This window comes from Paraburkholderia sp. BL21I4N1 (genome assembly GCF_002973525.1).
In the GTDB taxonomy this organism is placed as follows: domain Bacteria; phylum Pseudomonadota; class Gammaproteobacteria; order Burkholderiales; family Burkholderiaceae; genus Paraburkholderia.
In genome coordinates, this window is the sequence record NZ_PVEN01000014.1 from 101,037 (window position 1) to 120,340 (window position 19,304).

The 19,304-nt window shown below is 64.9% G+C and carries 14 protein-coding genes; 2 read left to right on the plus strand and 12 right to left on the minus strand.

All coding sequences use genetic code 11. The annotated features are described in order from the left end of the window. Nucleotides 1–21: 21 nt before the first annotated feature. From B0G83_RS28220 to B0G83_RS28260, 9 genes are all read right to left on the minus strand, one after another. A complete protein-coding gene (locus B0G83_RS28220) occupies nucleotides 22–936 on the minus strand; it encodes a catechol 1,2-dioxygenase (protein WP_105510683.1) in 915 nt (304 codons plus the stop codon). 45 nt (nucleotides 937–981) lie between these two features. Further along, nucleotides 982–1,953, minus strand: a complete 972-nt coding sequence (locus B0G83_RS28225; protein WP_105510684.1) for a quinone oxidoreductase — start codon at nucleotides 1,951–1,953, stop codon at nucleotides 982–984. A gap of 30 nt (nucleotides 1,954–1,983) precedes the next feature. Beyond that, nucleotides 1,984–3,852 carry an asparagine synthase (glutamine-hydrolyzing) gene (gene asnB, locus B0G83_RS28230; protein WP_105510685.1) on the minus strand — a complete coding sequence of 623 codons (1,869 nt, stop codon included), beginning with the start codon at nucleotides 3,850–3,852 and terminating at the stop codon, nucleotides 1,984–1,986. Between the two features lie 48 nt (nucleotides 3,853–3,900). Then, nucleotides 3,901–5,385, minus strand: a complete 1,485-nt coding sequence (locus B0G83_RS28235; RefSeq protein ID WP_105510761.1) for a 4-hydroxyphenylacetate 3-hydroxylase family protein — start codon at nucleotides 5,383–5,385, stop codon at nucleotides 3,901–3,903. A 25-nt stretch (nucleotides 5,386–5,410) separates the two neighbouring features. Beyond that, a complete protein-coding gene (locus B0G83_RS28240; RefSeq protein WP_105510686.1) occupies nucleotides 5,411–6,304 on the minus strand; it encodes a TauD/TfdA family dioxygenase in 894 nt (297 codons plus the stop codon). Continuing rightward, nucleotides 6,301–7,359, minus strand: a complete 1,059-nt coding sequence (locus B0G83_RS28245; RefSeq protein ID WP_105510687.1) for an L-tyrosine/L-tryptophan isonitrile synthase family protein — start codon at nucleotides 7,357–7,359, stop codon at nucleotides 6,301–6,303. Before B0G83_RS28245 ends, B0G83_RS28240 begins: the two co-directional genes overlap by 4 nt. A gap of 115 nt (nucleotides 7,360–7,474) precedes the next feature. Continuing rightward, a complete protein-coding gene (locus B0G83_RS28250) occupies nucleotides 7,475–8,878 on the minus strand; it encodes a methyl-accepting chemotaxis protein (protein ID WP_105510688.1) in 1,404 nt (467 codons plus the stop codon). A 315-nt stretch (nucleotides 8,879–9,193) separates the two neighbouring features. Then, nucleotides 9,194–10,183 carry an alpha/beta fold hydrolase gene (locus B0G83_RS28255; protein ID WP_105510689.1) on the minus strand — a complete coding sequence of 330 codons (990 nt, stop codon included), beginning with the start codon at nucleotides 10,181–10,183 and terminating at the stop codon, nucleotides 9,194–9,196. Between the two features lie 62 nt (nucleotides 10,184–10,245). Then, entirely contained in the window at nucleotides 10,246–11,736 is a 1,491-nt protein-coding gene (locus B0G83_RS28260; RefSeq protein WP_105510762.1) for an NAD(P)/FAD-dependent oxidoreductase, read from the minus strand. Between the two features lie 145 nt (nucleotides 11,737–11,881). On the opposite strand from B0G83_RS28260, the gene B0G83_RS28265 reads away from it, so the two are divergent. Continuing rightward, nucleotides 11,882–12,571: a TetR family transcriptional regulator gene (locus tag B0G83_RS28265; RefSeq protein ID WP_181157115.1), complete on the plus strand. Its 690-nt coding sequence runs from the start codon at nucleotides 11,882–11,884 to the stop codon at nucleotides 12,569–12,571. Between the two features lie 97 nt (nucleotides 12,572–12,668). Here the strand turns inward: B0G83_RS28265 and B0G83_RS28270 are convergent, their stop codons facing one another. From B0G83_RS28270 to B0G83_RS28280, 3 genes are all read right to left on the minus strand, one after another. Continuing rightward, a complete protein-coding gene (locus tag B0G83_RS28270) occupies nucleotides 12,669–13,856 on the minus strand; it encodes a tetratricopeptide repeat protein (protein WP_105510690.1) in 1,188 nt (395 codons plus the stop codon). Between the two features lie 129 nt (nucleotides 13,857–13,985). After that, complete coding sequence (locus tag B0G83_RS28275) at nucleotides 13,986–14,666, minus strand: PspA/IM30 family protein (protein ID WP_035545919.1); 681 nt, start codon at nucleotides 14,664–14,666, stop codon at nucleotides 13,986–13,988. A 559-nt stretch (nucleotides 14,667–15,225) separates the two neighbouring features. Further along, the gene (locus B0G83_RS28280; RefSeq protein WP_105510764.1) at nucleotides 15,226–15,855 is read right to left on the minus strand and encodes a hypothetical protein; all 630 of its coding nucleotides are present in this window, start codon (nucleotides 15,853–15,855) and stop codon (nucleotides 15,226–15,228) included. A 534-nt stretch (nucleotides 15,856–16,389) separates the two neighbouring features. Here B0G83_RS28280 and B0G83_RS28285 point away from each other — a divergent pair. Then, on the plus strand, nucleotides 16,390–18,900 hold the full coding sequence (locus B0G83_RS28285) for a penicillin-binding protein 1A (RefSeq protein WP_105510691.1): 2,511 nt from the start codon (nucleotides 16,390–16,392) through the stop codon (nucleotides 18,898–18,900). The last annotated feature ends 404 nt before the right edge of the window (nucleotides 18,901–19,304 follow it).

A 19,304-nucleotide genomic window follows, 5' to 3' on the forward strand; every position in this document is an offset into this window, starting at 1 on the left:
GCGTTTCGATGTCGAATCCGATCATCCGCCGGTCGGTGTCCCGCTATGCCGCGGCGCGGCTCGCGGCCACTGGCCCCCGGTGGGTCTGAACCACAGATGGATATGTCCGCTGCCGATACCGTTCTCGTACTCGCTGAACGCCTCGCCTCGCGACGCGCACGCGTGCCCGCCGAGCGCCCCGGCCATCATCAGGTAGTGGCCGAAGTTAGCCTCCGGATGGACGCGCAGGAACGCCGGCATGGATTCGATCACCCGGTCGTGCCGGCCCGCCTCGAGCCACGCGATTCGCTGCAGGTCGGCGTCGCGCGCGGCGGCTGTCACGATGTTCGACGACGCGCCGCTCATCCGTTCGCATAGTTCCGCAAGCGGCCAGAACGCGTGCGACAAGCCACCCGATGCAATCAGCAGCGCGTCGCGATCGAGACGCTCGATAGCCTCCGCGACGATCGCGCCCATCCGCAGAAAATCGGCGCTGGTGGCGGTCTGGCATACGGAAATGGTGAGCCAGCGTTTGTCTTTGCGGCCAAGATGGCGCCACGGAATCAGCGTGGCGTAGTGGATCGGCAGGCAGGGATCGTCGACGGCGTCGATCCACGAAGCGCGCTGCGCCGCCACGCCGGCGATCGCGTGCGCGAGCTCGGGGTCGCCGCGCAGATCGTAGGGCAGCTGCCGGAGCGCCGCGGGCATCTCGTCCGACGTGAAGTAGCCCGAGCGGCGTGCGTGCGCGGCGACGACCGCCTCGGTCGTGGTTCGCCAGTGACTGTCGAACACCACCACCGTGTCGTAACGTGCCACGTCGAAGATTTCGTCCCGCAGCCGGATGAGACCGGTGGCGAGCGTGAAGTCGCGGCCGCCGTTCGCGCGCATGCGCGTCGACTCGGACATCATGACGACCGGCGCATGCGAAATCAGCCCCGCGCCCACGATCTTACCCATGGCGCAATGTCCTGCCGGATGGCTGCGTGAACGGGTGATACGTCATCACGGAACCAGCAGCAATTTGCCGGTGGTGCGTCGTGCCGCAAGGTCGGCGTGAGCCCGACGCGCGTCCGCTAGCGGATAGACGCCGCCAATCCTGATCCGCAGCGCGCCGCTCGCGATCGCGTCGAACACGTCACCCGCCCGCCGTTCGAATTCGTCGCGCGTCGCACGAAAATGTTCAAGATAAGGGCGTGTCAACGTCAGTGAGCCGCCCCACAACAAACGCATCACGTCGACCGGCGGCACCGGTCCGCTCGCACCGCCGAATATCACCAGGGTGCCGCGCGTGCGCAAACTGTCGAGGCTGGCGTCGAAGGTCGCGGCGCCGACGCCGTCGTACGCCGCATGCACGCCCTTGCCGTCGCTCAGGCGGCGAACTTCGGCGGCGAGATCGTCGACGGCGCCGTGCAGGATCACCACGTCGGCGCCATGACCGCGCGCGAGCGCCGCTTTTTCCGCCGTCGACACGGTGGCGATCACCCGCACGCCGCGCCGCGTCAACCACTGAGTCAACAAGCCGCCCACGCCACCCGCCGCGGCATGGATCAGGACGATATCGCCTGCGCGAGCCGGGTAAGAGTCGTTGGCCAGGTAGTGCGCGGTCATGCCCTGAACCAGCGCCGCCGCCGCCGTGCGCAGATCGAGCGCCGCCGGCACGGCGATCGCCTTGTCCTGCGGCACGATCACGCGGCTGGCGTAACTGCCCATCACGGTGGTCCATGCGACGCGGTCTCCCGCCCTGAAGCGGTCGACGTTCGCGCCGGCCGCCAGCACGTGCCCCGCGCCTTCTTCTCCGGGTACGCCGGGCAGCGACATCGGATAGCGGCCCTCGCGCCGGTACAGGTCGATGAAATTCACGCCGGCCGCCGCCACCTCGACCAGCAATTCACCGTCGCCCGGCATGCGCTCAGGTTGCGTGACGTAGTCGAGAACGTCGGGACCGCCGGTCGCGCGGATCTGGATCGCATGCATCGCGTGGCTCCTGGTGTCGAGGTGAAAAATTCAACCCGCCGGTACGGCGTCGAGATCGACCTGATACAGCGCGAGCCAGCTGTTGAGCCGCGTGCTCGACTCCACCAGGATCCGTTCGAATTCAGCAAGGGTGCTGCTCGTGGTGCGCGCCGCGAGCCGGTTCAACGCGTCCGGGTCGATAAAGGCATGCAGCGGCGCGCGCGGGTCGTCGAGCGCCGCGTTCAGACGGGCGATGAGGCCGCGGTCGTAGGCCGGCGTCTGGATCGACGGATAAGCCGCCTTCTTGCGACGCAGTACCGATTCAGGCAGCAGGTCGTCCGCGGCGGCTCGCAGCAGCGCCTTGTCCCGGCCGTTGAAGGTTTTCATCGCCCACGGAATGTTGAAGGCGTACTCGACGAGCCGGTGATCGCAGAACGGCACCCGTCCTTCGATCGCGTTGGCCATGCCCATCCGGTCTTTCTTGTCGAGTAGCAGCGGCAGCCAGCGCGTCAGCGTCAGATAGCTCAGCTCGCGCGTGCGCCGCTGTTCCGGGCTCTCGCCGGCCAGCCGGGGCACTTCCGCGAGCGCCGAGCGGTAGAGATCCGCTTCGTATTCGTCGAGTTTCAACGCATCGATGAAACCGGCGCGGAACAGCGCGCGTGGATCGAGGCCGCGATGCGCGCCGAGTTTGAGCCACGGAAAAGTTTGCGCGCGACGCGCGACCGGATCGGTAAACCACAGGTAGCCGCCGAAAATTTCGTCGGCGGCTTCACCCGATAGCGCGACGGTCGCGTGCCGGCGTACCGCGGCGAACAGCTGATGCAGCGACACGTCGAGGTCGGCGAAGTTGAACGGCAGATCCCACGCACGCAGCACCGCTTCGCGCACCCGGGGATCGAGCAGCACGGCGTGGCTCAGCTCGATCGTACGATGATCGCTGCCAATGTGCCGCGCGACTTCGTGGGCGAACGGCGCGTCGGCCGTCGGACGAATCGGGTCGGCCTGAAAGTGTTGCGTGTGCCCGGTGAAGTCGACGCAGAACGTCGGGAGCCGGCCGCCGCCGGATGCGTTTCGCTGTCGCTGCGCGAGCGCGGCGACGGTGCTCGAATCCACGCCGCCGGACAGCAGGGCGCACAGCGGCACGTCGGCGATCGTCTGGTGCGACACGATGTCGTCGAGCAACCCGCGCAGCGTCGCGATGGTCGCCGGCAGGTCGTCGGTGTGCTCGCGCGCCTCCAGCGCCCAATAGCGCTCCTCCACGATGCGTCCGCGCCGTACCCGCAGCAGGTGGCCGGGCTTTAACTCATGCATGCCGGAGAGGGGCACCCGTCCCGGCGTGCGCAAAAACAGCAGCGCGTCGCAGAGCCCTTCGGACGAGGTGCGCGCCCGGACGTCGGGGTGGGCGAGAATCGCTTTCGGTTCGGAGCCGAAGATCACGCCGTGTGCCGTCGGATAGTAGAACAGCGGCTTCACGCCGAGACGGTCACGCACGAGCAGAAGCTCCTGCCGAACCGTATCCCACAGCGCGATCGCGTACATCCCGTTAAGGCGTTCGACGAACGGCGCGCCCCATTGCAGATACGCATGCAGCACGACTTCCGTGTCGCACCGCGTAGCGAAGCGGTGGCCGAGCGCGCCGAGTTCGGTCCGCAGCTCGCAAAAGTTGTAGGTTTCTCCGCCGTAGCAGATCACCGCGTGCGGCAGGCCGCGCGCATCGTGTGAGGGGCTGCACAGCGGTTGCGCGCCCTGTGCGGGATCGATGATCGCCAGCCGCCGGTGTCCCAGCGCCACGTGCCTGTCGAGCCACACGCCACGCCCGTCCGGACCGCGATGGGCCAGGCTGTCCGTCATTGTGTCGACGATCTCTGCCGTGCACCGCAAGTCGCGCTCGAAGTCGACCCATCCAGCGATCCCGCACATAGAAGTTTCCTCGAACTGAAACAGTCGAAACCGGCTGGCCCGCTCCGGTCAGTCGGACCGCCACGGGCCGCGCAGCCAGCCCTGCGTGCCGTAGTCGTCCATGCAGTGCTGCGCGAACGCTTCATGGTCGGCGAGCTGGCCGCGTCGCGTTGCCCAGTTCAACGCGTCGAGACGGATCTGGTCGAAGTTGCCGGCGTAGTGCGTTTCATAAACGGTATGGCGCGAGCCGAACTCGCTGCGGGTCGCGTCCCAGATCAGTTTGAACAGCTTGATCCGCTGTTCCGGCGCGAGCGCCGCGCCGCGGTAGTACGCGTCGATCAACGGCCTGACCCGGGGATCGAGCAGATCCGCCGCGCTGGAGGCCGTGACGAGCGGCGCGCCGCCGAGGGCGCCGGCCAGCAGTGCCTGCGCGCGCAGCCAGATCCGTGGCGCTTCGACCCGCAGCGCGGACGCATACTCGAGTTTCGGAATGAGCACGCCGGCCGCCGTGCGCTCCGGATCGCGCGCCATCGCGCAGACAAGGCCCTTAAGCAGATCGCGCAGCGCGATCAGTTCGCCTAGCGCCGCCTGGATCGCGCGGAACGCGTGGGTGCCGTTCGCCTGCGTGCCGAGCGACAGCAGCCCGATCAGCAATTCCAGCTTCACCGCGAGGCGGATACCGGACTGGAGGTTGTACAGATTCGCGAAGCCGGACGCGGCATAAAAACCGCTCGCGCGCTCCACGTCGCGGTAGACCAGCACGTCTTCCCACGGAATCAGCGCTTGGTCGAAGATCACCACGCTGTCGTTCTCGTCGAAGCGGCTCGCGAGCGGCGCATCGAACGGGCTGGGCGCGGCGGCTTCATAGGAGGGGCGGCACATCAGGCTCAATCCCGGGTTGTCCATGCGGGCGAAGAACACCAGCGCGAAATCCTCCGCTTTGCCGGCTTCGAGTCGCGCCGACGCGACCGGTGCGACGAACGTCGCATGGGTGAGCGCGCCTGCGGTCGCGAGCATCTTCACGCCGCTCACGACGATACCGCGAGCGGTTTCCGCGACGACGTGGACGAACACGTCGCGCATGTCGTGAATCGGCTTGCTGCGATCGAACGGCGGATCGATCAGCGCGTGGTTCAGATACAGCCCTTTGGCGGCGAAGCGCCGGTGCCAGTCGACCGCGTGCTGGCGGAACTCGCCGTAGTAGCCGGCGCCGGCTTCCAAGCCGGACATGAAGGCGGCCTTGTAGTCGGGCGTGCGGCCCATGAAGCCGTACGTCATCCGCGACCACAATTCGATCGCGTCCTGCGCTGCCAGCAGATCGTCGACGCAATAGCTGGGTTTGAAGAAGCGGTGCGTGATCTGGCCGCGCGCATCCGGCGCGGTCAGGCGTTCGCGATGCTCGCCGTGCAACGCGTCGTACAGCGACGCGATACTGCGAGCGGCGTTACGAAACGCACGGTGCGTGGTGACATCGGCGATCTTCTCGCCGCCCAGATAGACGTTGCGGCCGTCGCGCAGGCTGTCGAGATAGTCGTCGCCGGTCATCAGCGTCATGACGCCGGCGCCGGGGAGGAGGGGCTCAGACGGCTGCATCACGCGGCCGTGTCGATAGATGCGGGTTGTGCAGCGGCGGCGCGCTATGGACATGCACGCGGCGTAAATGTCGCCCGCTGCGGCTGACGAAGCGTTCGCGTCCGTGCAGCAAGGTGAAGTTGTCGGTCAACACGACGTCGCCCGTTTGCCAGCGATGCGCGTAGTGCGCGCGCGGATCGTAGAGTGCCTGCCGCAGACTCGCGAGCAGCGCCTCCCGCTCGTGTTCGCCGATGCCGTCGAACGCGTGGGCGCAGGGATTGATGAAGCTGCTGTCGCCGTCGAGCGGCGGTTCGCAAAACCGCAGCACCGGAAACGCGCGGCGTGGATGCCGGCCGACAATCGGCGCCACCACCGTGGCGCTGTAGAGCGCGACCTTGCGTTGATAGATGCCGCTGGCCCGGCGCCAGAGTGCCTGGGCCTGTGGCGTCGCGATGTGCAGCGCCTCGCGGGTGCTCGAAAACGTGGTGCGTCCGCCTTGCGTGTCGCCGGGTGCGTGGACGCAATGAAACAGCTGGTATTCCGGCACGGTTGCCAGGTACATCCCGTCCCAATGCAAAGGTACATAGCTGCTCGCGAAGATATGATCCTCGGGGTCGGCGTGCTCGACCAGTTCGAGCACCGCGCCGAACGGCCACATCATGATTTCGCCGAACGTCGCGCAAAAACGGCTCAGGCCGCCGGCGTCGTCGAAGCTGTCGAAACCGCGCAAGACGACCAGTTGATGGCGATGCACCAGCGCGCGCAACCATTCGGCCCACAGCTCGTCGACATGAAGATCCGGACGGCGCGAGGTCACGAGGATACCGAACGAACAGGCGTTGCCGGTGCTGCCGAGCAACGGTTCGAAGCTCAGCGAGCGTTGCACGAAGAGATCGATCATTGAACCTCCGGCCTGATCGGGACGAGCTCCGCACCGGTCAGCGCCGCCTGGCGGATGCTGTTTTGAGGAACGGGCGGGTAGCGGTTGGCGAGATGCGCCGGATCGATCCGATAGTGGCTCGCCTGTTGATCTTGCATCACGATGCGGCCACCCAGCCGCGCGGCGTCGCGGCGTTTCATCAGCGTGAACTGGCCGTTGCGTTCGACTGCGACGCCGTGCCACGGCGTTAGCCAGTTGTCGTGCGTCGGCATCAGGTGAATGCCGATTTTTGGGCCGGTTGCCGGTTGCGGATGAATCGACAGACGGATCGCGTCCGGGAACCGCCTGGCGAGCAGCGCGCCCCATGCCCAGCTGCGCTGAATCACCGCGAGCGCGCGGGTTTTCGAATCCTTTTGCAGGGCGGTTCGGGAGCCGCGATAGTAGGGCGTCAGGCCGTCTTCGAACAGGAAGCGGGTAATGGCGCGATAGAGTTGCGTGCCCGCTGGATCGCCGAGGAGTGTCTGTTTGATCGTCTCGATGGGATGCGCGTATTCGTCGACCAGTTGTTCGCGCATCGCATTGAAGTTGGCGGTGTGAGCGGCGTGTGGGCTGATCTGTTCGAGGTTGACCAATTCGAGGTGGTCCGCGCGACAGTCGGCGATGAGGCGTTGCAAGGCCTTCAGATAGGCGCTGACGTGGTGGTCGTCGACCCGGATCAGATCGCCGAAGACGCGACCGTCCGAGCAGATTGTCAGTTTGGCGCCTGGTGGGTGATGGTGTTGAATGCGCTGGCAGAGCGCGTTGAGGAACGAGAGCGAGAGTTTTTCCGCCATGTCGGGGAGGCGGCCTAGTACTTTCGCGGGGTTGGGGGATTTCGACGGGAAGGCGGGGAGGACGAATTCGATCGGCTGGTTGGCTTCGACGAAGGCGCGGATTTTGGGTAGCTGGACCGCGCTGATTTTCTGGTTGTCGTGGTGGATTTCCGAAGCGGTTTTCGGGGCAGGGTGTCGGCGAAGAAGCTGGATTATTTCTTCAAGGATGGCACGGGACGTGAGTCGATTCCGGTCGTGTGGCATGGAGGGCGACCTCGCTGGTTCGATCGATAGGAAGCGAGGTCGATTCTATTTTTCACCGGGCGATTGATAAACATGGATTGGTCGATATGACCGTTCGGTTTATCCGCAAAACACCTCAAACCCGATATCCCACCCGAACCCCGCCCCAATGCCTTCCCCCAACAAAAACCGGCGCGGACGCATCCTTCATCAAAACAAACTCTCCACCCCCCATATCCCGCCGATACGTCTGCAACAAAAACCGCTTGGTATGCGAAGCGGCGGCAATCCCGGTCCGATCATCGAACATCCGTCGATTCCGGCAATTCGCCATGTTCCAGACCACATCCTCCCGCTGCGCCAGGGAGAACTTCAGATTGTGCGTCGGCAAATACCCCCGCAAATCGACGGCGGCACAAAACGCCACCCGCGAATCGAGCTTGAGCAATGGCTCCTGAATAGCCGGCAACACCCGATCGGTAAACGCGGTAAACCGCGTAACGAACTGCGGAGGATTACTCCCGGCCACCGCCACATATCGCTGATCGAACAGATCCTCGATCGACACTTCACCCCGCGCGACAGCGGTCTCAAACACCTGACTCACCGCCGCAGCGGCCCGCTGCACCGCATCGATAAAAAGCGTATCCGCGGTCTCGACGCCCGTCGCGGCCGTCAACTCGATCAGCGTCTCCGATACCCCCAGCAGATTCCCCAACCGGTTCTTGGCCTGCACGAAGTTCTCGCTCGAATCCTCGACGCCGCTCGCCATTTCGAGCACCTGCGCCTCGAGTCCATCGCACTGCGTTTCGATCTCGCCGGTCAACGCGGCAATCTCACCCGCATCGTGGTTCAATTGCGCAATCGCATCGCCCGTTGCATGCACGACGTCGCCGATCTTGCGCGTGCCTTCACGCACCCGATGCGCCCGCTCGGTATTCACCGATCCCTCGCTAATCAGTTGCTCGGTCTGCTGCGTGAGTTGCGCGAGCGTCGTTTCGATCTGCCCGGTAGCTTGCGCGGTCTTCGCCGACAGGTTCTTCACCTCGGCGGCCACCACCGCGAAACTCTTGCCGGAATCGCCCGCGCGCGCCGCTTCGATCGCGGCGTTCAACGCCAGCAGATGCGTCTGACGCGCGATCAGCGAAATCTCTTCGGAGACCCGGCTCACATGCGCCAACGCGCTGCGTAACGCGCCGATCTGACTCTCGATCACCGTCACGCCTTCGACGAGTCCGTGAATGTCGGCAAGCGAGGCCTGCAAGGTCTCCTGCGACGCCTGCACACCGGTCGCGGCCTCGGCCGACACGTTGCGCATTGCGCGTGCGGCAGTCGCAATGCGATGATTGCCCGCCAGCGTCTGCGCCGCGGATTCGCGCAGCGCGCGGCAAACCTGCGCCTGATGTTGCACGCGCGCGGCGACTTCCTCGACGTGGCCCGAGACGTCGCAGATTTCAATGCCGAGTTTGCCGGCCTGCGCCGCAATATCGCCGACCACACCTTGTGAATGCACCCGTCTGCGGAATTTGAAACGCATCATTTACGTCTCCTCGATGGCGCGCGTAGCGCGCTCGGGTTGCGCTGTCATCCCTGGCGGATGCAGCGTCTCCTCGATGCGTTTACGGCAGACTTTCAATCGACTTGATACGGGCTATCCCGCAGTCGTTATGATGTGCGGTCGAACCGCCATCCGCAGCCCTGATTTCTTGCCTCCATCCATCATGATCGACTCCTTCGCGCGCGTTTCGGGCTGGCAACAGCTCTATCACCTGTGGGAGCTGATCGTGATGCTCTGCAAGTTCTTGTGGGGGCTGTTGCGGTTTCTCGGCGGCGGGTGAGGGGGCCGGGCTGAAGTTCAGACCGGCGCGCGACGGCTGTCTTCGTCAACCGGCACACCCGCGCCCGGCGTGCCGAGAAACGCGCGCAGATCCGTCATCACCCGATCGGGCGCTTCTTCCATCGGAATGTGGCCAAGCCCCGGATACATCACCGATTGAGCGCCCGGAATACGGCTCGCGAACTCGTTCGCGTGCGCGGGCGGAATCCAGCGATCCCTGGCGCCCCACAGCACCAGCGTGGGCACGTCGAGCGTTCTCAGCACCTCGGTATCGACTTCCTTGAAATCGAGCGTCGGCACCATCTTGCCGATCGCGGTGCGCGCGCCCTCGGCGTGAAAGAAGTCGACGTAGCGCCGCATCGTCACCGCGTCGATCTTGCGCGGATCGCCGTACACGTTGCGCACCGCGCTTTTGATAATGGGCTCGGGCAGCCACCACGGCGAACTCATTCGCACCAACGCGTGATTGAACAGGTCGATGTAAATCGGCAGCTTCATCGGAAAGCCGGCCGAGTCGATCAGCACCAGCCGTTCGACGGCGTCGCGGTGGCGCACCGCGTAGTCCCACGAAATCAGCCCGCCGAGCGAGTTGCCGATCAAGGTCGCGCGGGTAACGCCGAGCGCCTGCATGAACGTGTCGATGAAGCGCCGGTAGGTCGGCAGGTTCATCGTGTCGATTTCGCCGCTGCGGGAACGCAGCGGTCCGGTTACGCCGAACGGCGGCAGATCGAGGCGAATCACGCGATGCTCGCGCTTGAGTTCGTCGGCGACGCGGTTCCACGTATGCAGCGACGACGCGAAGCCGTGAATCATCACGATCGTGTCCCCGCTGCCTTCGTCGACGTAGTGCACGTCGGCACCCATGAGTTCGACGAACCGCGAGCCGCTTTGCGTGTAGCGGCGCCGCAATTCATCGCGCGGCACGCTGGTCAGGCCCAGGCGCGCGGCGAGCGAGCGCGGCGGCAACGGCGTAGTGGTGGCGGGCGAGGTGGATTCGATGCTTGCCATGATGCTTGTCTCCCTGGTTGTTCGACTCGTCGGAATGCGTCAAACCGTTACCGCCCACGGCCTTACGGCGCGAAGCGATATTCCCCCGGCCGCACGCGCCGCGTCCGCTTGCGAAAGCTGAACGTGAAACCCGGCCACAGCGCCGTCACCTTGCCGCTCCTGGTCTGATACCAGCTATGGCAGCCGCTGACCCACACCGAGTGCTGCATATCCTTCTGCAGGCGCGCGTTGAAATCGCGCTGCACGTCGGGCCGTAGATTCATCGTGCGTGCTTTGCGGCGGCGCAACTCGCGCAGACAATCGGCGATGTATTGCACCTGCGACTCGATCATGTAGATCATCGAGTTATGACCGAGCCCGGTGTTCGGGCCAACGATCATGAAGAAGTTCGGGAAGTCGGCGACGCTCACGCCGAGATAGGCTTCCGGACCGTCGCGCAGCCACATCGCGCCGAGATCCGCACCGCCGAGGCCGGTCACGTCGAACGGCGCGCCGACGTCGTTGACCTGGAAACCGGTGCCGCAGACGATGGCGTCGGCACGATGCAGCACACCGTCTTCGGTCACGATGCCGTCGGCGACGACCTCGCGAATGCCGGTCGTGATCACGTCGACATTCGGTTTGCCGAGCGCCGGGTAGTAATCGCTCGACAGCAGCACGCGCTTGCAGCCGAGCCGGTAGTTCGGCGTGAGTTTGGCGCGCAGCGCGGGGTCCGGCACGCGCCGTTCGAGATAGCTGAGGCCGAACTTCATCGGCATTTTCATCAGCTTGGGATTGACCACGAACGCAATGGCGCGCGATTCGAGCTGCCAGTAAATCGCGCTGCGCACGAACCGCTGCGTGAACGGCAGATGCCGGAACAGCCAATGCGCGCGCGGCCCGACCGGCTTGTCCGGCTTCGGCATGATCCACGGCGCGGTGCGCTGGAACAGGTCGAGCTGCGCGACGCGCGGCTGGATTCGCGGCACGAACTGGATCGCGCTCGCACCGGTGCCGATCACCGCGACGCGTTTGCCTTCGAGCGGATACGCGTGGTCCCAGCGGGCCGAATGAAACAGCTTGCCTTTGAAACTATCGAGCCCCGCGATTCGCGGCATCGCCGGACGCGACAGCGGACCGCTCGCGGCGATCACCACGTCCGCTTCGATGGTTTCACGCGCGCCGCGCGCGTCGATCTCGACGTTCCACACCTGGCGCGTTGCATCGAAGCGGGCGGCGGTTACGGGCGCGTTGCAACGCACGTAGCGATCCACGCCATATTTGCGCGCGCAATGCTTCAGATAGTCGAGAATTTCCGCCTGGCCGCCAAACGCGCGCGACCATGCCGGGTTCGGCTCGAACGAAAACGAATAGAGATGCGACGGCACGTCGCAAGCTGCGCCGGGATAGGTGTTGTCACGCCACGTACCGCCGATATCGGCGGCGGCTTCGTAAACGGTGAACGACGTAATGCCCATTTGCAGCAGACGGATCGCCATGCCGATGCCGGCAAAGCCGCTGCCTACGATGGCAATGTGCGGTGCGGCGGAGGAAGGGGAAGAGGCGGGCGTCACGGTGATCTCCGGCATGGAACGTAGTTCGGGAGTCTACATATGTCTACTCCGGTATAACGCGCAGAGTAGACAACTGTGCACTTGGCGTCAAGATCGTTTAGAGTACCGCTATTAAACGCGCACGGCGCACCGTGATTGAAAGCTCATGAACCCCGTCTCCGAAGCGTCGAACGCTGCCGACCCCGATCTCGCGACCGCGCAGGAATTGCCGGCCGGCAAGCGCAAGCTGATCGAAGCCGCGTTGCGGCTCACAGCGGGCGGGCGCAGCTTCGCAAGCCTGGGGTTGCGCGAACTGGCCCGCGAGGCAGGGCTGAATCCCAACACGTTCTACCGTCACTTCGACACGCTCGACGACCTGGCGCGCGAGGCGGTCGAGTCGGTAAGCCGGCGCCTACGGCCCATGTTGCGGCGCGAGCGCTGGCTCGCCGCGCACGCCGAGCCGCAGAGCGTGCCGCGTCGCGCGTGCGTGGCGTTCTTCGCGTTCGCGCTGGAGAACCGTGAGGCCTTTCTGAGCGCGCTGGCCGAGTATCACGGTACGTCGCCGGCGTTGCGCGAGGCGGTGCGCGCGAACCTCCACGAGGTGTCGGCGGAAATGGCCGACGACGTCGTTCAGTTGACACTGATGCCGACGCTCGAGCGCGATACCGTCGACGAAGTCTGCACGCAGATCGTGCTGCAGCTGTTTCATCTGTCGGCGGAATATATCAGCGCGGATGCGGCGCGGCGTGAGGCGCTGGTTGCGTATGCGGAGCGTTTTATTGTCCGGTTGTTTGCCGGGTCGATCTTGCTGGCGCAGCATGAAACGGGCAGGGCGCCGGTTTCGGTGCCGGTGTGAAATCCGTTAACTGAAGCTGAATCAAAACCGGCATAAAAAATGGGCTCCTTTTTGAAGGAGCCCATTTTTGTTTCAGCTTGCCGTGCGGCTACGCCGCTCAGGTATCGTTCCAGCCGCCGGAGTCGTCGTTGCTGCCCATGTCGACGCCACCGCCGCTGTTGTCGTTCCAGTCGTTCGAGCCCTGGCCGAAGTCGAGGCCTCCGCCATTGCCGCCGTCGTTGCCGCGCCGGCGCGTTTCGTCGTCGACGATCACGTCGCGCTCCACCACGCGCTCGCGGCCCGAGTTCAGCGCTTCGCCGAGCAGCACGCCGGTCAGCAGACCGCCCATGCCGCCGCCGAAACCGCCACCGCCTTGCTGCACGATAACCTGCGGCTGCTGCTGATACGGACCTTGCTGCGGATAGGGCGCTTGCGGCGGATTGCCGAAACGGTCGGCTTCCTGCGCATAAGGCGATTGTTGCGTGGCGGCTGCCGGCGCGGCGTACGGATCGGGCCGGCCGTCGGCGCGTGCGCGCAGGCTGCCGATGCGTTGTTCGAGTTCGTCGAGCTGATACGGCGGGACCGGGTTCTTGCTGTTCGACAGTGTTTCGACGAGGCCGCGCAACTGGTCTTCGGTTGCTTCGACTTCTTTCTCCAGCGCTTCGTGACCTTGCACGGTGGAGAGCTTCACGTCGAGCTTCAGCGAACGCACGGCGTTGAGCATGTCGGTAGCGCGCTTCAGCTGCACGCGGCGATCGTCGTCGGCGCGCGTGTCGTCCTGGGAACGCGCGCGACGCAGCGTCCAGCGCAACACCAGCGCGATTGCGCCGATCAGCAGAATGATGCCGATCCACATGCCCATGCCCGGACCATGCCGTTGCGGCGCAGGCGACATCGTCGCCGACTGCTGCTGCACGGCCGGCGCGTTCTGCTGCGCGAACGGGTTCGGCGCGGTGGTGTTGCCCGAGTTGCCGCCGGCGCGTTCCGCGTCTTTGCGGATGCGCGCTTCGGTCTGCGCGAAACGGGTCGGGTCGGTGAAGCGGATTTGCGGGTCGAGCGTCTTGGCCTGCTGGACCTGGGCGAGCGCGTCGGCATAGCGGCCTTCGCGATCCAGCACCTGGCTGTACAGATAGTGCGCGCGGGCATTGTTCGGATGGGCCTGCAACACTTCGCTCAAGCCGGCGTCGGCCTGCTGCCAGTTGCCTTGCGACATGGCGGATTCGATCTGCTGAACCGTCGGCACCGCGAAGGCTGCGGCCGATACGAACAGCAACGAAGCGAATGCGCCTGCGAGAAATTTTTTCATGGTCGGACCAGGCGCGTGGCGCCCGTCTCCTTCAGTCGTTTCTGGTGGCCGGCGGCCGGAGTCCCGGCGACCGGCTACCAGGCGCTCCGGCGCTTGCCTGGCGTAAGCGAGGAGCTACTGCTGACGCAATTACTGAGCCGGCGTATTGATCTGCTTCTTCAATGCTTCGAGACGATCCTCGACGGACGGGCCACGGTTCAGATCCGCGAGCTTGTCGTCGAGCGCCTTGCCGCTGGTTGCGTCGGCGGAGTTCAGGCGCGCGTCGGAACGGGCATTCGACAGCGCGACCTTGTCTTCCAGCTTCTGGAAATCCTGCGACAGGTTCTTGCCGCCGATACCACCCAGTGCCGTAGCCGCGACGTCTTTTGCCTGCGCGATCTGCTGCTTGGCTTGCAGAATGTTCGAGCGAGCGTTCAGGTCGTTACGACGGCTGCGCATGTCGTCGATCTGGCTCTTCAGTTGCGCGACCGAAGGTTCGAGCGTGGTCAGTTCCTTCGCCAGCGCGTCGCGTTCGGCTTCGGCCGTGGCTTGTGCGCCGAGGGCTTCGCGTGCGAGGGCTTCGTCGCCGGATTGCAGCGCGCGCTTCGCGCCGTCTTCGTACTTCTTCGCCTTGTCCGCGGCAACGTCGCGCTTGCTTTGCTGCGTGGCCACTTGCGCCTGAATCTCGATCAGCGAGTTCTCGGCTTTGGCGATGCTTTCGTCGAGTTCGCGCACGATCTGGCGCGAATCGCGCGACGGGTCTTGCACGGAATCGGCTGCGTCGTTAAGGAGACCTTTAAGCGTGCGCGAAATGCTGTCGAATAGCGACATGAAAACCTCCAGAGAATGGTGTCGGCGCTGAGTGATCCTGCGCGTCCAACTGCTTTTAACTACTACTTTACGCCGCTGCGCGTGAAGCTGCGCACGTTCGGACCGGAGTTCGGGGCGTGCTCGCCATTTGCAATAGCCGCGCCGTAAATTGTTCGATCGATGAATCGAATCGCCAACCATGATCGCGGTTAGAACGCGCGGCCAGTGATTCAGCCGCCCGCGGATATTACACCAAGGCTCGCTTAAATCCGCCTTAAAGGGCGCGATGACGGAATCGCGTAGTGTGCGCGTGTTGGGTGTCGTCGATGTGAAGCACCGCGGCTTGTGTGGGCTGAGTTGCGAAGCGGGAGTCTGTTCAGCTGAATGCGATTGGCGACGCGAAAGACGATGCGCAAAAAGCAGGCTAAAGCTAGGCCCAAGCTTTTACCTCGCGCGCCAGTTGCGGGTTCAATTCGTCAAGCTTGCAATGTCGAAAGCTTGCGCGTTTAAACGCGCCCAGCATGACTTTCAACGATCTGCCGGCGCGATTTGCGATACCCGTTTGCGCTAAAACGCTTCGTCAAGCGAAGCGGCCGCCTTCGGTGCTCGGATCGGTGCGGGGATCGTCGTCGTCGCGGGCACTGTCCACGCGCGGGCGCTTGAGCACGCCGCGCAGCTGCGCTTCCGTGTCGGTGAGCGGCGGCGTCGCGGCTTCGGCCGCGGCGGCTTTGGCGGCTGCCACGCGTGCTACCGCTTCAGCCGTGGCCACGGCTTCGTCGTCGATCTCGGCGGCCAGCGCGGCGGCGACCCCCGCCGGCAGCAGCGGCGCAGGCTCGGCTGCGGCGGGTTGGCGCGGCACGACGTTCGCGTTCGACGGCGTGCTCGCTGCTCCCGTTGCTCCCGTTGTGCCCGGCACGCCGGTTTCGCTGCCGCCACGCGTTTGCAAGGCCGCCGGCAGCGCCGCGCGCGCGTGGCGCGTGCCGCGCGCGACCCGCTGCAACGCGGCGTCGAGCGCATCCGGCGCGCGCGGGGCGCGCAGGCGGTCGACGATGCTGGCCGCCTTCACCTGTTCGCTGGTCGCGCCGAAGCTCAGCACCGCGCGCCGCATCAGCTCGCTGACGCTAATGCCCAGATTTTCGGCGGTGGCGGCGATCGCGCGTTTCTGCGCGGTCGTGACGAATACGACGATGCGTTCGCTGGGCTTGTTCATGATCGGCTCGCATACTTGTTGGCATGGGCGGGGCGGCTTGGCAGTGCGCCTGGTAGTACGCTCGCTGGTGCGCTTGCTGGTGCGTTCGGCAAAGCGTTCCGCGGCGCGCCGGTTCGATGCACGCGCCGAACCCATCATAAGACGAGTTGCAACGCTGCGGAACGGGCGTGACATGAAAATCCCGTGACATCAACGGCTTGTGACGATTCCGGCGAGCTTGTCCACAGGTCTTTCAACACTTTCTGTTGATAACCCAGGCCGTCCGCGCAAGGCGTGACGGCGCGGGGCAGGAGCGGCGGGCGCGCAAGGAACGCGAAGGGAATTCTTACAAAAAAACTCGCTTCGGCCTGTCTTGATTTCTTTAAAATGCGCTGTTACGTTGCGCCGGACACTGTCCCGGGCGCCGTGCGGCTGGCCGGGGGCACAGGGCCGCGCGGCGGTGTGCGTCCGAGGCCACGGTGCTCGATCACGATCCATGCACACGCCACGAGCGTGTGCAGAAAGGCGTTCAGTTATGCGCCCACTATTCCAGTCATGCCAATCATCAAACGACCGCATTCCTCCCATTCTCCGGCTGGTGAAGACCGGGACTCCTACCAACGCACGCCAGGACGTAACGCCGCTTCGCGCGAGGCCGAAGGTGACGCGCGCGGCCGCCGGTCGATCGGCCTGACCCTCGTGATCTGGTTCGCCAGCCTGCTGGGCACGCTCGCCGTGGTGGGCGCGCTGATCGTCGGCTACGCGCTGGTGGTGATGGGGCCGCAGTTGCCGTCGCTCGACGCGTTGACCGACTACCGGCCGAAAGTGCCGCTGCGGGTCTACACCGCCGACCACGTGCTGATCGGCGAATTCGGCGACGAGCGGCGCAGCATCGTGCGCTTCCAGGACATTCCCGATCAGATGAAGAAAGCGGTGCTCGCGATCGAAGACTATCGTTTCTACGAGCACGGCGGCGTCGACTTCCTGGGCATTCTGCGCGCCGGTTTTGCCGACCTCGCGCACGGCGGCGCCTCGCAGGGCGCGAGCACGATCACGATGCAGGTAGCGCGCAACTTCTTCCTGTCGAGCGAGAAGACCTACACGCGCAAGATTTACGAGATGCTGCTGGCGTACAAGATCGAGCGCGCGCTGACCAAAGACCAGATTCTCGAGCTGTACATGAACCAGATTTATCTGGGCGAGCGCGCTTACGGTTTCGCGTCGGCGGCGCGCGTGTATTTCGGCAAGGATCTGAAGGACATCACGCTGGCCGAAGCCGCGATGCTGGCCGGCCTGCCGAAAGCGCCGTCCGCGTATAACCCGGTGGTCAATCCGAAGCGCGCGAAGATCCGCCAGGAGTACATTCTGCGGCGCATGTTCGAGCTGAAATACATCAGCCAGGAGCAGTACGACCAGGCGGTGAAGGAAGAGATTCACACCAAGAATCCGGGTAACGAATACAGCGTGCACGCCGAGTACATCGCCGAAATGGTGCGGCAGATGATGTACGCGCAGTACAAGGACGAAACCTATACACGCGGGTTGAACGTCACCACCACGATCGATTCGGCGGATCAGGACGCTGCCTACCGCGCGGTGCGCAAGGGCGTGATGGACTACGAGCGCCGGCACGGCTACCGCGGGCCGGAAGGGTTCGTGCAGCTGCCCCCGCCGGGCGACGACCGCGATCAGACGATCGACGACGCGCTCACCGATCACCCCGACAACGGCGAGATCATCGCCGCCGTGGTGACCGACGCGAATCCGAAGCTGGTGAAGGCGCAACTGGTGGACGGCACGCAGGTGGCGATCAGCGGCGACGGACTGCGCTTCGTCGCGGGCGGGTTGAGCGCGCGCGCCACCGCGGCCACCAAGATCAAGCCGGGTTCGATCGTGCGCGTGATCGCCGACGACAACGGCAACTGGCAGATCACGCAGTTGCCGCAGGTGGAAGGCGCGCTGGTGTCGCTCACGCCGCAGGACGGCGCGATTCGCGCGCTGGTGGGCGGCTTCGACTTCAACAAGAACAAGTTCAACCATGTCACCCAGGCGTGGCGTCAGCCGGGTTCGAGCTTCAAGCCGTTCATCTATTCGGCGGCGCTGGACAAAGGTCTCGGACCGGCCACCATCATCAACGACGCGCCGCTGTATTTCCCGTCGAGCACGCCGGGCGGCGACGCGTGGGAGCCGAAGGACGACGACCAGCCGGACGGTCCGATGCCGATGCGTCTCGCGCTGCAGAAGTCGAAGAACCTGGTGTCGATCCGTATTCTGTCGTTCATCGGCACCAAGTACGCACAGGACTTCGTCACGCAGCGTTTCGGTTTCGACGCCGACAAGACGCCACCGTATCTGCCGATGGCGCTCGGCGCCGGCCTCGTCACGCCGTTGCAGTCGGCCGGGGCGTACTCGGTGTTCGCGAACGGCGGCTACCGGATCAATCCGTATCTGATCGCCGAGGTGACGGACGCGCGCGGCGAGCCGCTTTCCAAGGCGCAGCCGCTGACGGCCGGGCGCGACGCGCCGCGCACGCTCGAACCGCGTAACGCCTACATCATGAACAGCCTGCTGCATTCGGTGGCGACGGCCGGTACGGGTGCGGGCACCAACGTGCTGCACCGCTCGGACCTGCAGGGCAAGACGGGGACCACCAACGACGCGAAAGACGGCTGGTTCGCGGGCTATCAGCAGTCGCTGGTGGCGGTGGCGTGGATGGGTTACGACCAGCCGAAGAGCCTCGGCAGCCGCGAATTCGGCGCGCAACTCGCGTTGCCGATCTGGGTCGAGTATATGCAGCGTGCGCTGCGCGGCGTGCCGCAGGCCGAACCGGCGCAGCCCGACGGCGTGACCTCGGTCGACGGCGAGCTGTTCTATACCGACATGACACCGGGCAACGGCTTCGTCGCCAGCATCGGTCTGGATTCGGCGAATCCGACCGCGGGCGCGAGCGATGCCGTGGGTGGCGTCGGACCGGCGGGCATGACGCCGCCGGCGGTGCCGCCGCCGAACGTGTCGTCGAACGAGAAGAAGCAGATTCTCGACCTGTTCGAATCGAACAAGCCTTGATGTTCCCGAGCGGGATTTTCTTAAGGCTGCGTTAAGCGGGCGCGGTTCACTATACGGTGGGCCGCGCACGTCAAATTTGGAAAGATTGGCGAAGCGCCTGCCAGGCTTGGATTTCACGGCATTGGGCAGCGCAGCTTCCAGCAGTTTTTGTGCCCGGCATTCGCAGTATGTTTTAATCACGCCTGCGGTGCTTTCATACCGGGTCCTAACGGACTCCCGATACCTGGCTGGTGTCGGTCTCCAGCATCTCTACGTTTCGCCACGGGCGAGGCGTCCACCCCAGAAAAAAAGCGCGGCGAGAGACACGGTTTGACGCACGCGCATGCCACTTCGATCGTTGCGCGCCGTGAGGCCGTGGCGGCCGGCGTGTTCGCCATTTAGCATCCACCGGGTCCACGCCGAGT